The sequence below is a fragment of the Novosphingobium gossypii genome (genome assembly GCF_050433305.1).
Lineage (GTDB): Bacteria > Pseudomonadota > Alphaproteobacteria > Sphingomonadales > Sphingomonadaceae > Novosphingobium > Novosphingobium gossypii.
In genome coordinates this window covers 70,978-83,611 of record NZ_JBNPXM010000015.1, presented here as the reverse complement: position 1 = coordinate 83,611, position 12,634 = coordinate 70,978, and the positions used below count along the sequence as shown (strand labels likewise).

The window sequence follows — 12,634 nt, the reverse complement described above, 5'->3', positions numbered from 1 at the left end:
GAAAGATCGCACCGCGCGCTTCGCTGGCGTCACTGCAATGCCTTCCCCAAAGAAAAAGAGGGCCGCCTCCGGAGGGGTTGGCGACGGCCCTTCAAGGTTATCAGAACTGGTAGCGGGCACCCACGAACCACTGCGCCCCGGTCCTTGAGAATTCGCGCACCAGGTACTGCGTGCCGTCACCGGTGCCATAGATGCGCTCCTTCTCGTTGGTGATGTTGATCCCCTGAAGGTTGATGCTGATGCGCTTGGTCAGGTTGTAATAGGCAGAGAAGTCCACTTGCGTCGGACCGTACTTGCGTTCCTGGATGTGGCCGTTGCCCCCCGGCGCGCTGAGCAGGTAGTCGTCGCGCTTGTTGACCGACAGTCTTACCCCCAGGTCACCGGTGTCATAGTAGGCCGTGAAGTTGTACGAATTAGGCGACAGTCCGGTGGAATCGCGTGCAGAGACATGCGTGTAGTTCGATGCGATGCCGAAGTATGACAGTGCTCCTGGCAGAAACGTGAACGGCACGTTGAGCGTGGCCTCCAGCCCTTTGACGCTATTGCCATCAGGGGAATTGACGGTGCTGTAGAACGTGTACTGCGCCGTCGCCGGGTCCGCCTGATAGGACGCATCGTAGCGGGGATCGGCGTAGATCGCGGCCCAGTACTCCTGTGGAACCGACTGCTGCACCACCGAGGTCGTCAGCGAGCTGATGATGTTCTTCTTGAACACGCCCACGGCGAACAGGCCGCCTTTGCTGAAGTACCATTCGAACCCGAGATCGAAGTCGTTCGAGAGGTAGGGCTTGAGGGCGGGGTTGCCCAGGTTGCTGACGGTGCGCGTCGTATATTCGAACACCGGCGCTGCGATGTTCAGTGAGGCCAGGCCAGGCCTGGTCATCGACCGGGCATAGGCGAACCGGGCCACGAGGTCGGGCGTGATGTTCAGCGCCGCGTTGAACGAGGGCAGGAAGTTGTCGTAGTGACGCTTGACCTGGACCGGCGAGCCGGAGATCACCGCGCTCGATTCCACATCCGTCCGCACCCACCGGGCGCCTCCATCAAGCCGCAGGGTCATCGATCCGATGTCGATCTCGCCGGTGACTTCACCGTATCCGCCGGTGGTCTTCTCCACCACCTGCCACCCTGCGGCGACGTTGGTCGTGTAGTTTCCCGAAACCAGGCCCGAGGAGCCGATCGCGTCAAAGTCCATGACCGCAAACGTCGGCAGCCCGCCTGAAACCACGCCACTGCCGAAGTGCGCGTAAGGGAAGCTGGTCAGATAGCGCGATGGATCGAACGTGGGCAGATCGCCCTGCGCTTCGGAATAGCGCACGAGGCGGCGGTTGTAGGCGAAGCCCGCCTGCGCAGTGAAGCGGCCCTTGGTGAACGTGGCGTTCGCCTTGGCGGTGACATTGTCCTTCACGACATTATTGAGACGATTGGCAGGTGTTGTCGCATTGATGAAATTGTCAGGATCGTTCGGATCGTAACTGCCGTAATCGACTTGCGCCACGTCCTTGCTGCCCGAATAGTCATAGGCATAGTAATGCGGGACGGAACGCGCATAGAAGCGCAGCTCGGAGCGGTCGGCGGTGTCGCGCGCCTTGCCGACCATCGCGTCGATCTTGAGGGCGCTCGTCACCTCGTAATCGCCGGACAACACGAACTGGCGGAACTTGGAGGTCGAGGTCTGGTGACGGCTTTCGTACCATGAGGTCACATCGTCGAATGCCGCGGCGACCAGCTGCTTGCCATCGGGCGCGACGGTAAACGACAGCGGGGTCTGGCCCACGAAGTTGCCCGGACTGCCATGCGTCAGCAGCCATTCCATCGAATTGTAGCTGTACCGGTCACTGTCGAGCTGTGAGTAGAGCGCGTCGAAGCTGAGCGTCAGCCCCTCCACTGGTCTCGCCTGGATCGATCCTGTCAGGCCAAGGCGCTTCTGGTCATTGCCGAAGAAATCGGCGCGCGGGAGGCGCGGGGCCCACAGACAGTCGAGCCGGTCGGCTGCGCCGCAGTCTTCGGGCGTCCCGGTCACTGCGGGACTGGTATCTGCCCAGCTGTCGCCGTTCACGTAAGGCGACGTCCAGCGCACGCTGGAGAAGCCTTCCTGATAGACCGTGCGCTTGGAATAGGCGGCGGAGAACAGCACGCCGATCCTGTCGTCCGCGAAAGTGTCCGAAATCATGACCGTGGCGCGCGGATCGACCTTGCGGGTCATTGTATTATAGCCGCCGAGCGCGGATCCGACGAAGTGGAAGCCGCTGAAGTCGAACGGCTTGGCGGAATAGAGATCGACCGTACCGGCGATGCCGCCTTCCTCGATGGAAGCGCGCTGGGTCTTCTGCACGTCGATGCGGTTGAACAGTTCGGACGCGAAGACGTGGAAATCGAAGGCGCGACCGGCGTTGATGGTGAAACCACCCGAATCGAGGCCGTCGCTGCTGGCGGGCACTTCCATGCCGTTGAGCGTCGTGCGGGTGAAATCGGGGGAGAAACCGCGCAGCGTGATGTTGCGGCCTTCGCCGCCCTCGCGTGAAATTGCGACGCCGGGCAGGCGCTGGATCGATTCCGACAAGTTGAGGTCGGGCATCTTGGCCATGTCCTCGGCCATGATGCTTTCGGTGAGATTTACTGCGCGGCGCTTGAGGTCTTGCGCCTTGGCAAGGCTGCCCCGAAAGCCGGTGACGAGGATTTCCGTGCCATTGGCAGGTTCGTCCGGCGTTTCGGGGGGACTGTCGCTGCGGGCATTGGAGCCGATGTTGTCCTGCGCGGCGGATGCCGTGGTGAGGCTGGTCAGCGTCACGGCGCGGGGCACGGTCGCCGAAACCGCGGTGGATGCGCCCGTTCCGGCACGCGCAACGACAGCATAGGACCCCGGCCCCGTGCGCCTCGCGACAAGACGCGTACCGGCGAGCAGACGGGACAGCGCTTCATCGACGCTCATCTCGCCCCGCACGGCGTTGGTGCGAACCGTCTGGGTCAGGCGCCGCGCGGCGATGATCTGGACATCGCCCTGCCGGCCGAGCTGCGTGATCGCGGTTTCGGCCGGCTGCGCCTCGATCGCGAACTGGCGCGTCTGGGCGGCGGCCTGCACGGGTGACGATATCGTGCAGACGATCGCCGCAGACGTGAACAAAGCGCCCCGCAAAGTGGAATTCTTCATCATCCCTCCCAATTCCCCTGTTCGACGGTCTTTTTCCCGCCTGTATTTTCCAAGAGACCTGCTGGCGTGAAATCCTTCCGGGTGGCACAAAAAACCGGAAAAAGGGGTCACGCTGTCCTGGTGGCTTAATCCCCGCCGCCACCGATCCGGATCAAGGCCGGGTTGCTGGTGTCTATAGATGCCCCAAGGCTCGCCTGCACGGCGGTGGCAAAGCCTTCTGGGTCATTCACCCGGAACAGCCCGTCCAGGCGCTCGCGCGCAACGCGTGGGTCGGCAATGATGATCTGGCGGCTGTTGTAGCGATTGAACTCGTCCGCAGCATCGTAGAGCGTTCGCCCGTCGAGATCGATCATGCCGCTGCGCCATGCGAGCGCCCGGTCGACCGAGGAGGATCGGCCGGCCTCATAGTCCATCACGGCATGAGCGCTCATCATCGCCCGGTCGCCGGCCTCGAGCCGCATGCGCAAATCGCGGTCGCCCTCGGCCCATGTTTCCACCACGCCTTCCGTGACGAGGATCTCCACCCCCGTCTCGCGCCGCCGCACCGAGAAGGCGGTACCCACCGCGCGCACCCGTACGTCTCCCGAGGCGACGACGAACGGGCGGCTGGCATCTTTGGCGACCTCGAACCATGCCTCGCCCTGGGTCAGTTCGATCCGGCGCGACTGCTGGGCCATCGTGACGGTCAGGTCGCTGCCGGAATTCATCGTCATCACCGAACCATCGGAGAGTGGCAGGCGCCGGATTTCCCCGAGACGGGTGGTGTATGCCGCCGGAGTCTGCGTCCAGCGCCAGCCCGCGAAAGCCAGAGCTGCCGAGGCCGCCAACCCGGCCATTACCCCGCGCCGCCCCCACTGGGGGGCGGAGGGCGTTTGCGCCTCGTCGCATTCGGCCCATCCGCCGACTTCTCCCTCTGCCTGCTGCGCCTGGGGTGCCAGCGCCAGCCAGTGGGCCTGCACCTGGAGCAGCACGCCCTGACGCAGCGGATCGACCTCCAGCCATGCCTGCAGTTCGGCTTCGTCAGTTGCGCTCCAGACGTCTTTGTCCATGCGCGCGACGAACTGCGCCGCCTCGTTCCGCAGGCTTTCCATAGCAGGCGTCACCACCGGCGAGCCTCCCGCGCTTCGGCTGCGAGCACTTTGTCCTCGCTCAGCGCCTCTGCGCGAAGCCACGCTTCGCGAATGGCGCGCACGCCTGTCCAGACCTGCTTCTCGACGGCCTTTTCCGTGATGCCGAGCTTGGCGGCGATCTCCTTTTGCGACCAGCCTTCGATCTTGCGCAGTTCCACCACGCGGCGGCAGCGTTCCGGCAGGGTGCCGATGATGGCCAGCACGCGCTCGTAGCTCATACGGCTGGCCGCCTGCTCCTCGGGAGAGGGCATCTCGTCGCGCCATGTGTCGATCTCGCTGACGGCCTCGAAAACGACCACCTGCTGGCGCTTGAGGCGACGCAGCATGAGGTTGCGCGCGATCGCCGACATATAGGCGACCGGCTGGTCGATGTGCTCCACCGAGGGAAGCATGGCTATCCGGCAGTAGGCTTCCTGCATGACCTCGTCGATATCCTCAGGCGAAAGGCGTGAACGCGCGAGCCAGCGCCGGATCCGCGCTTCATGCGGCACGATCTCGCGCGCAACCCAGACCGCGATCCGGCGCCGTCGGGCTGGCTCGCCGCCTGCCCCTGCTACGTCTGCCTCTCCTGGCGTGACATCCTCCATCGCCGGGATTGAACTCCCGTTCTCTCCTGCAAGAGACATGTCGTGGAACTTTCCTTCCGCCTTCGCCAGATTTTTTTGTGGAAGGCCCGGCGCGGTGCCCGGGACGCGATTTTCGATGGACCGCGATGCAAGGACAAACCGACGTTGCCTTCTCGCGCAGCCCTGCATGGACTGACCGGGTGGCAGGGAGCTGGCGGCCATCGTCGGACCGTGCCGGGCTCTCGGGCCGAGGAGGATTTGGACGGCGCGAAGGTTGGTGGTGGCCCTGTAGATTATCGACGCCTTCGTTCGTGGAGCGAGTGCGTGCCATACGCGCTTCGCATGAGACCGACACCTGTCACCCCTTCGTCGACAAGCCGCGCGTACCGGCGGGTGCTGAGATGCCCGTTATGATCTACCCTGCTGGGAAGGACATAATCCTCCACCGTGGCGCCGCGCCGCGCCGATCCAGCCAAGCCAGCAGGCTCGCCCGAGCATCCGGCAGCAGTTCGAATCTTGCAAGGCGTCATTCCGCTTCCAAGCACCGGCTTGCCGTCGCCTGATAGCCGAGAGGGGTGGGCTTCTGCCTGGCGGGTCTCGGGATCAGCCGCTACTACACACACCCCAAATACCTGCTACGATGAGCGCATGGGCTCGGATACGCGTGTCACATTGCGGACTGCCATAGTCGGGGATGGCAGTTATCTCCTCCAGTTGGAGGAGATTTGCATGCGTGAGTACGCAGAAGCGCTCTGGGGAAGCTGGAAGCCAAGCTCGACAATCGAAACGTTTGATTTGACAAACCATCAGGTAGTAGAATGCGATGGCGTCCGTATCGGCTGCGTTGCTGTAAATTGGCAGCCTGATCATCTTTTTATCGCGAAGCTCTATATTGATACTCCGTTCCAAAGACAGGGCTTTGGCGCTGCCGTGCTTGAAATGAAGTTAAAGGAAGCGAACGCGAGAGGCTTACCTATTAAGCTGAGTGTTCTCACCACAAACCCTGCGGACGCATTTTATCGACGGGAAGGTTTCATCGTCGAGACTGAAACCGCCGAGCGACGACAGATGTCAAAGCGGGCTCCGGCAGTTTCGGACGGCGTGCGAGCAATCTGTAACGGCTAAAAGGGGGCGCTTCCCGCTGTACCGGTTTGCCGATTAAAATCTTGCAAGGCTGTCATTCCGCTTCCAGCGATCGGCTTGCCATCGCCTGATGACCGGGAGGGGTGGAAAGGCGACGTTGACGACATCATGGGTTACAAGCCAATGTGCGTGAATACGGCAGATAAGGTATTCAGAATGTCCATCAAGCCTTGGGGTTTGGCAGTCGCTTTTACGATTGCATGCCTTGCAGTCACAAGTGTCGCGGGTCAGGAGATTGCTATCGCGCGGCAAAAACAAGACGCGCTGAACCATGTTATACAAGTGGTAAAAAGCCAGCCATACTACGCGCTAAGTTGGCATGATTTGAAATTGGCGGTCACCGACGAACAATCAGCAAATTATATCAAGGATGCTCTCATCCATTCCGGCCGTTCGGCTGCGGACATCATGGAGCAGAGTTTATGGGTTGATGCCGCTGCCGGTCACCCCGAAGCGGCTCTCGCGTTCTATGATGACAATGTCACGAGGCATCCTGAGGATAAGTCGCTTTCAAACACGGCATGCTGGGCACGCGCGGCTCATGGACTAGACCTCAACAACGCTCTGAAAGTTTGCGATGCAGCGTTGGCAGCGAATAGACAGGGCTACACGCTTGTATTTCGTGGAATGGTTGAACTGCAATTAGGGTTGTTTGATCAATCGCTGCGTGATTTTAATGAAGCGCTAGGCGATAAGAAATTCCAATCTCATCCGATGCTCGCCGATGCCGCATATGGACGCGGTATCGCCCGCATACGTTTGGGAGACGCGAGAGGCCAAAACGACATAGAGACCGCGATCCGGGCGAAACATCACGTCGCAGCCAGCTTTGAAGATATTGGCATCACTCAATAGTCGGAGTTCCGCTTAGGGGCGCTAGCCGAACGGCGGCTTCCGCCCCTTGGTTGCCGTTGGAAGCCTGAGTGAAGTTGCCTGATAGCGGTCAATTCTCTAGGCCGCGTTGACAAAGTTCGGCAACCACTTGCGGATTGCAGCCAGGTTCAGGAAGCTGGCGAATGACAGGGCGGTTTTGTCATATCGGGTGGCGATGCGGCGGAACTGCTTAAGCTGGCCGAACATGCGCTCGATGCGGTTGCGGTCACAATAGCGACGGAAATCGCAGGGGATGGGTTGGCGCCGGTTCGCCTTGGGCGGGATGATCGGCAATATGCCGCGCATCAGCAGGTTTTCGCGAACAGCGTCGCCGTCATAGCCTTTGTCGGCGAGTAGAGCCTTTGGCTTGGTGACAGGGATTGCCATCAGCGATCGACCGCGCCATAGTCCGACGCTTCTCCACCGGTCAGGATGAAGCCGAGAGGGCGTCCCTGATTGTCGCAGCGGGCGTGGACCTTGCACGTAAAGCCGCCGCGTGATCGACCAAAAGCCTGCGCAGAAGCCCCCCTTTTCCGCCCACCGCCGAAACATGGCCGCGAACTGTGGTGCTGTCGATCATGTGCTGCCAGTCATCCGTCAGTCCCAATTCGACCAGCGTCGCAAGGATCGCATCCCACACGCCTTGCTCGGCCCAGCGCCGAAAGCGCACATAGACCGAGTTCCAAAGGCCATAGCGTTCATGCATGTCGCGCCACGGACAGCCAACCCGCAACACGTGCAGCATTCCGTTAAGATAGCGCCGGTTATCATGAGCTGGGCGGGATTTGCGGCCACGCTCCGATGGCAGCAGTCCCGCGATCACTTCCCATTCCTCGTCCGTCAAATCACCCCGAGCCATTGCCACTCCCGCAAAGAGCAGCTTTGAATCAGAAGTCAGCCTGTTTGGGAATCCACTTTGTCAACGCGGCCTAGGCTGGATCGGTCTGATGTAACCACTTGCTCATGATTATCCGGGGCGTATCCTCATAGCCGAGGCGCTCGTAGAATGGCACTACGGTCGTATTGGTTTCGCGGATCATGAGTTGCACCTTCGGCACATCTCGCTCTCGAAGCCACCGCTCACCCGCTTCAACAATTGCCCGCCCGGTTCCTTCCCTCTGCTGGTCGGGTGCGGAGGCGACATAGTAAAGCCAACCACGATGGCCATCATGCCCAACCATCACGCTTCCACAGATGCGGCCTCCCGCCTCGGCGACAAGCACAGCCGAGTTCGGGCCTATCATCGCGGAGCGAAAGTCGGCCGATGGATCGTTATAGCTCGCCACAAGATTGCAGGCACGCCACAACGCAGTGATGCACGCTTCGTCTTCGAGCGTTGCGATTCGTATGATCATCGACATGCTACCGCTTTAGCGCCGATCGGGCGACGAGGAAGTCGTTGGTCACTGGCCAATTTCCCAGCGAGCATCGGCTTTGGCGATCGGCGTCTCTTAAGCGGTCTATCCGCAATCCACTCCTTCGGGCATCGGTGACGCAACGCGGGTCGCCTGAGGCGGAACGACAACGTAGCAAGATTTTAACCGGTGAAGCCGAACGGCGGAAAGCGCCCATCACGACCTGACCCTTTCTCTTCACCGCCCGCCGGAACAGAACCTAGTGTTGCCAGTTTGTTGCCGCATGACAATCACGGTACCGGCGCAGCGCCTCGCCATCCTTCATAACCGGCGAGACCTGAAGATGGCACGCTCGGCTCATGCCTATGTGCGCGGAAACACCCATCGCTTCTACGAATGGTTGCTGGAAGGCCGCGGCGGACGGATCGTGCCCGAGGGGCCTGCGGTATGGATCTGCGGCGACTGCCATCTGGGTAATCTGGGACCGATTGCCGACGGGGCAGGGCGGGTTGCCATCCAGATCCGGGACCTCGACCAGGCCGTCATCGGCAATCCGGCCCATGATCTTATCAGGCTTGGCTTGTCCCTGGCGACTGCGGCCCGGGGGTCGGATCTCCCCGGTGTCGTGACGGCGAAGATGATGGAGGAGATGGTCGAAGGCTACGAAGCCGCGTTCTGCGAGCCCGACGACGACCATGACGATGAAGGCGCGGGAGACGAGCCCGATATCGTGAGCGTGGTGCGCAAGCGGGCGCTTGGCCGAAGATGGCGGCATCTTGCCAAGGAGCGCCTGGAGGATGTCGAACCCAGGATCCCCTTGGGCAAGCGGTTCTGGCCTTTGGAAGAAGCGGAGCTGGCGGGATTGCGCGGCATCGTCACACAACCGCAGGTCAGCGGCATGATCCTCGCCCTGGACCACAAAGGCGATGAGCGCGAGCCGGTGATGGTCGATGCTGCCTATTGGATGAAGGGCTGCAGCTCGCTTGGACTTATGCGCTATGCGGCCATTGTCGCCTTGAAAGGCCAGCGGGAAACCGACTACGCGCTGGTCGATCTTAAGGAAGCCGTTGGGCCGATCGCGCCCGCGGCCAGGGGCGCGGCGATGCCCGCCGATCCCGCAGACCGTGTTCTGGCTGCCGCCCAGGCACTTTCCCCGCATCTCGGGCAGCGGATGGCGACTGCGCGATTGAGCGGACATTCCCTCTTCATCCGCGAACTGATGCCACAGGACCTCAAGATCGAAGTCGAGCAGTTTTCGCGCGGCGAGGCCCTCAAGGCTGCGCGCTATCTCGCCCACGTCGTGGGCCGCGCCCATGCGCGCCAGATGGACCGGGCAGTCAAACAGGAATGGGCACGCGAACTCCATCAAGGCCGCTCGGCAGGCCTGGAGGCGCCCTCATGGCTATGGCGTTCGGTCGTCGATCTGGCGGGCCGGCACGAGGCGGGATACCTTGAGCATTGCCGGACGCACGCTCTGGAAGCGCAGGTATAGCCAGAACCTGGCGAGCATAGCTGCATGGGACCTGCCGTTGTGGGCAGGCATGGCCGAGTGGCATGAATGCGTGATCATTGGAAGGTTTCAAAACCGTCTTGCCTGGCGGCGGGGTGGACTGGGCGAGTTGTCTTCAGGCGTCGACCTGCCGGCCGCCAGGTTCCGTTTCCGGTGGCCCTGGGGAGCCGGGGAGCCGGGCTTTCCGACCGTTTCGCTGAACCCCTCAAAACCCGGCATGAAGACATCCGTGCCAAGATGGAAATATCCGCTGGCGCCGGCCGCGACCATTCAGAGCCGCTGCGACAACGCACGACCCCTTTGTCGCCGCTCGTCAGGAGACGGAGAACTCGTCCAACGCCTGTGCGTCGCCGAGCGCTATGGGCATGGTCCAGTCAGCAGGATCTTGCCCGCCCTGGGTGAAGCCGCTGAAGCCGCGCCATGCGTCGTCGCGGCGCTCGATCACCTGTCCGCCGCTTGCCTTCACGAGCGCGAGGCCACCCGCGACGTCCCAGATGTTGGGCCGTTCGAACCAAGCCATGTCGAGAAGGCCCGCGGCAACGAAGGCGCACTCGATCGCGGCCGAGCCGGTCTTGCGTCCATCCCAGCTAAGGCGTTGACGCGCAGAGTGCGGCTCGCCGCCCAATCGCCTGCGAACGAGCGGGCTTCGCGAAGGCACGTATGGAACGCCGTTGAAGCGTAAGTCCCGTCCAACGACGGCGTGGTATATCCCGGCATCGAGGGCATGGCTTGTGCTGCACCATAAAGCCCCCACTACCGGACTACCGCGATACAGGAGGCCCACAGAGGATGCGAACAGCGGGAAGCCGTTGATGAAGTTGGCCGTGCCGTCGATGGGATCGACCGCCCAGACAAAGTCATGGCCTCGACCCGGCCTATGATCCATTTCCTCGCCGATGATGTCATGGTCGGGGAAGCTTTGAGCGAGGCGTTCGCGGATCATCTGCTCGACGCGTGCGTCGACGTCGGACACCGGATCGGTGAAGCGCGACGCATCGGCCTCTACGCCCTTGTAGTGGACTTCCTGCATCTTGCCGAGGGCGGCACGAATCTCGTGTCCACCGAGCCGCGCGAGTTCGACCGCGATCGTTTCCAGTTCTAAGAGCAGTCCTTCATCGAGCCGGTCGGCCATCAGACGTTCTCCTGCGTCGAGCGCTGGCTCGGTACAAGTATGCGCACCGGCTGCGGGCGGAAGCGGACAGTGACGGTGCCTGACAATCGTTCGTCGGGCGACCGGTCGTCCAGCCTGAAGGGGAGGTCGTTCACACTCAGCCTGACCATCGATGCGCGCCGGGTCTCGATCGGGCAGGGAGCATCGTCGGGCCTGTCGCACCAAGCCAGCATATCGATGCGATCCTCGGGTCTGACCAACACGACGTCAAACAGTCCGTCGGCCGGATCCCCATCGGCGGCGAGCCTGAGACGCGGTCCAGCGTATGGAATGCTCATAAGCTCAACCATCAGGCACGCACCCTCCCAACTCCAGTCTCCCGCTTCGATGCAGCAGGGGAACGGTTGTGCGTTTTCGAGCGCAGCGCGAAATGCCTTGCGGCCGTTGTTTCTTTTCTCGGCCGGCGTGCCGGGTTCGGCGTCCACACGTTCGAACGACTGCGTCAGCGATCCTGCCCCCACCGCCTCAACAAAACCACGCCGCCCCCACGGACCATCGGCCTCGCAACGATCCAGCATCGTCCAACGGCCGAGCGACCATCGGTGCGGGAGGTCGCGCCAATCGCCGTCGACTCCCAGAGCATGAGCGATGTTGTTGGACCCGCCCAGCGGCAGCACGCCGATGGGTCGCTCTGCATTGCCAAGGCAGGAAGCAATATGGGCCAGCGTGCCGTCGCCCCCGGCACAGATTACCAAATCAAACGAGGACGCAAGCGCAACCTCAAGGTCGTCCTCGCCATGGGCGCAATACCGGGTGCGCATCCCAGCAGCGCGGATAACGGCTTCGATTTCCGCACGCGGGACCGGATCGGTTCCGGCATCGGCATTGTGAACAACGAGCGCAACAGGCGCATCGGAAAGCATTTCATCAGGCATCACGGGCCTAATGGGATGCGAAGATTGCAGTTCCATGCAGAAACGAAATGTCATGTGTTACGAGGTCGGACGAGGGCAATTGGCGCGGACCAGGCAGACCGCAAGTCGTGAACTCAGCGCATTTAGGTGAGGACGTGCAATGCCGCCCAGCCTTCACATGCGCGCAAAGCTGATTTGGCCGCCGCCACATCGCTGCGAAGCCTCGGGTCACTTTCGCATTTCTTGAGTTTACGATAAAAATCTAAGGTCAGTGACTGCTCGAGAATAGACTTATCGGCTGCGGGCCTCCAAAGATGACCCGTGCTGGATATACAGGCGCTTGCAACGTCGGCAATGTCCCAGGGTCCTGCCTGTCATCGTCTACTCGTTTTAGGCACTCGCTATTTGATCGCCGATCCTTGGATGCAGAAGATTTCCTGTTCCTGTATTGTCGGCCCAGATAGATCTTTTCGAACTATGGAGGGTGTGCTGGCACTTGCGCCTGGAAACGCCTGATAGGGTATGATCAGGAGGGCGCCTGACGCTATTCGAACATGGCGCCCGTTGAACCGTGACGCGCATTTCCTGGCGTCGCCCTGTCTCGGTTCGCAAAGGGAAGCGGCCAAGCGCAACGTGTCATTCATGCCCGGGAATAGCTGCAGTCGGCCGTTGCTCATCTTGCTGCCGATTACACGGATCACTGGTAAAATTCGGCCCCACTTGATCTTGCTATCAACGATCTTGCCCCTTCGATAAACGATGCGAACGCTTGGCCAGAGCGGGACAAGGCCAGTTCGCTCTGCATCTCGTCGCCGGGCGCGCTGAAACAGATGAAATAGCGCCCGGGACCAGTTCCGCCCCGGCGACGAGCGCACTGGCGG

At 61.7% G+C, this 12,634-nt stretch carries 9 protein-coding genes and 2 pseudogenes; 3 read left to right on the top strand and 8 right to left on the bottom strand.

The window, feature by feature from the left end; translation table 11 throughout:
* Positions 1 to 100: 100 nt before the first annotated feature.
* The 4 genes and pseudogenes from GGR40_RS20045 to GGR40_RS20030 form a co-directional block, all read right to left on the bottom strand.
* Positions 101 to 3,154 carry a TonB-dependent receptor gene (locus tag GGR40_RS20045; RefSeq protein ID WP_429278020.1) on the bottom strand — a complete coding sequence of 1,018 codons (3,054 nt, stop codon included), beginning with the start codon at positions 3,152 to 3,154 and terminating at the stop codon, positions 101 to 103.
* 122 nt (positions 3,155 to 3,276) lie between these two features.
* Positions 3,277 to 4,257, bottom strand: a complete 981-nt coding sequence (locus tag GGR40_RS20040) for a FecR family protein (protein ID WP_429278019.1) — start codon at positions 4,255 to 4,257, stop codon at positions 3,277 to 3,279.
* Complete coding sequence (locus GGR40_RS20035; RefSeq protein ID WP_429278018.1) at positions 4,251 to 4,907, bottom strand: RNA polymerase sigma factor; 657 nt, start codon at positions 4,905 to 4,907, stop codon at positions 4,251 to 4,253. Before GGR40_RS20035 ends, GGR40_RS20040 begins: the two co-directional genes overlap by 7 nt.
* Positions 4,908 to 5,093: 186 nt before the next feature.
* Positions 5,094 to 5,373: pseudogene (locus tag GGR40_RS20030) on the bottom strand (site-specific integrase); the annotation flags it as partial.
* Between the two features lie 203 nt (positions 5,374 to 5,576).
* Between GGR40_RS20030 and GGR40_RS20025 the strand changes: the two are divergent.
* Both GGR40_RS20025 and GGR40_RS20020 read left to right on the top strand, forming a co-directional pair.
* Complete coding sequence (locus GGR40_RS20025; protein WP_429278017.1) at positions 5,577 to 5,972, top strand: GNAT family N-acetyltransferase; 396 nt, start codon at positions 5,577 to 5,579, stop codon at positions 5,970 to 5,972.
* Positions 5,973 to 6,098: 126 nt separating this feature from the next.
* The gene (locus GGR40_RS20020) at positions 6,099 to 6,845 is read left to right on the top strand and encodes a tetratricopeptide repeat protein (RefSeq protein WP_429278016.1); all 747 of its coding nucleotides are present in this window, start codon (positions 6,099 to 6,101) and stop codon (positions 6,843 to 6,845) included.
* A gap of 96 nt (positions 6,846 to 6,941) precedes the next feature.
* On the opposite strand, the pseudogene GGR40_RS20015 reads toward GGR40_RS20020, so the two are convergent.
* Positions 6,942 to 7,722: pseudogene (locus tag GGR40_RS20015) on the bottom strand (IS5 family transposase).
* Between the two features lie 70 nt (positions 7,723 to 7,792).
* On the bottom strand, positions 7,793 to 8,224 hold the full coding sequence (locus tag GGR40_RS20010; protein ID WP_429278015.1) for a GNAT family acetyltransferase: 432 nt from the start codon (positions 8,222 to 8,224) through the stop codon (positions 7,793 to 7,795).
* A 277-nt stretch (positions 8,225 to 8,501) separates the two neighbouring features.
* Between GGR40_RS20010 and GGR40_RS20005 the strand changes: the two genes are divergently transcribed.
* Complete coding sequence (locus GGR40_RS20005; RefSeq protein ID WP_429278014.1) at positions 8,502 to 9,710, top strand: DUF2252 family protein; 1,209 nt, start codon at positions 8,502 to 8,504, stop codon at positions 9,708 to 9,710.
* A gap of 331 nt (positions 9,711 to 10,041) precedes the next feature.
* Here the strand turns inward: GGR40_RS20005 and GGR40_RS20000 are convergent, their stop codons facing one another.
* Together GGR40_RS20000 and GGR40_RS19995 are read right to left on the bottom strand one after the other, a co-directional pair.
* Positions 10,042 to 10,860, bottom strand: a complete 819-nt coding sequence (locus GGR40_RS20000; protein ID WP_429278013.1) for an inositol monophosphatase family protein — start codon at positions 10,858 to 10,860, stop codon at positions 10,042 to 10,044.
* Positions 10,860 to 11,774 (bottom strand): diacylglycerol/lipid kinase family protein, encoded by a 915-nt coding sequence (locus tag GGR40_RS19995; RefSeq protein WP_429278012.1) that lies wholly within the window; start codon positions 11,772 to 11,774, stop codon positions 10,860 to 10,862. The genes GGR40_RS20000 and GGR40_RS19995 overlap by 1 nt, the downstream gene beginning before the upstream one ends.
* Positions 11,775 to 12,634 lie beyond the last annotated feature (860 nt).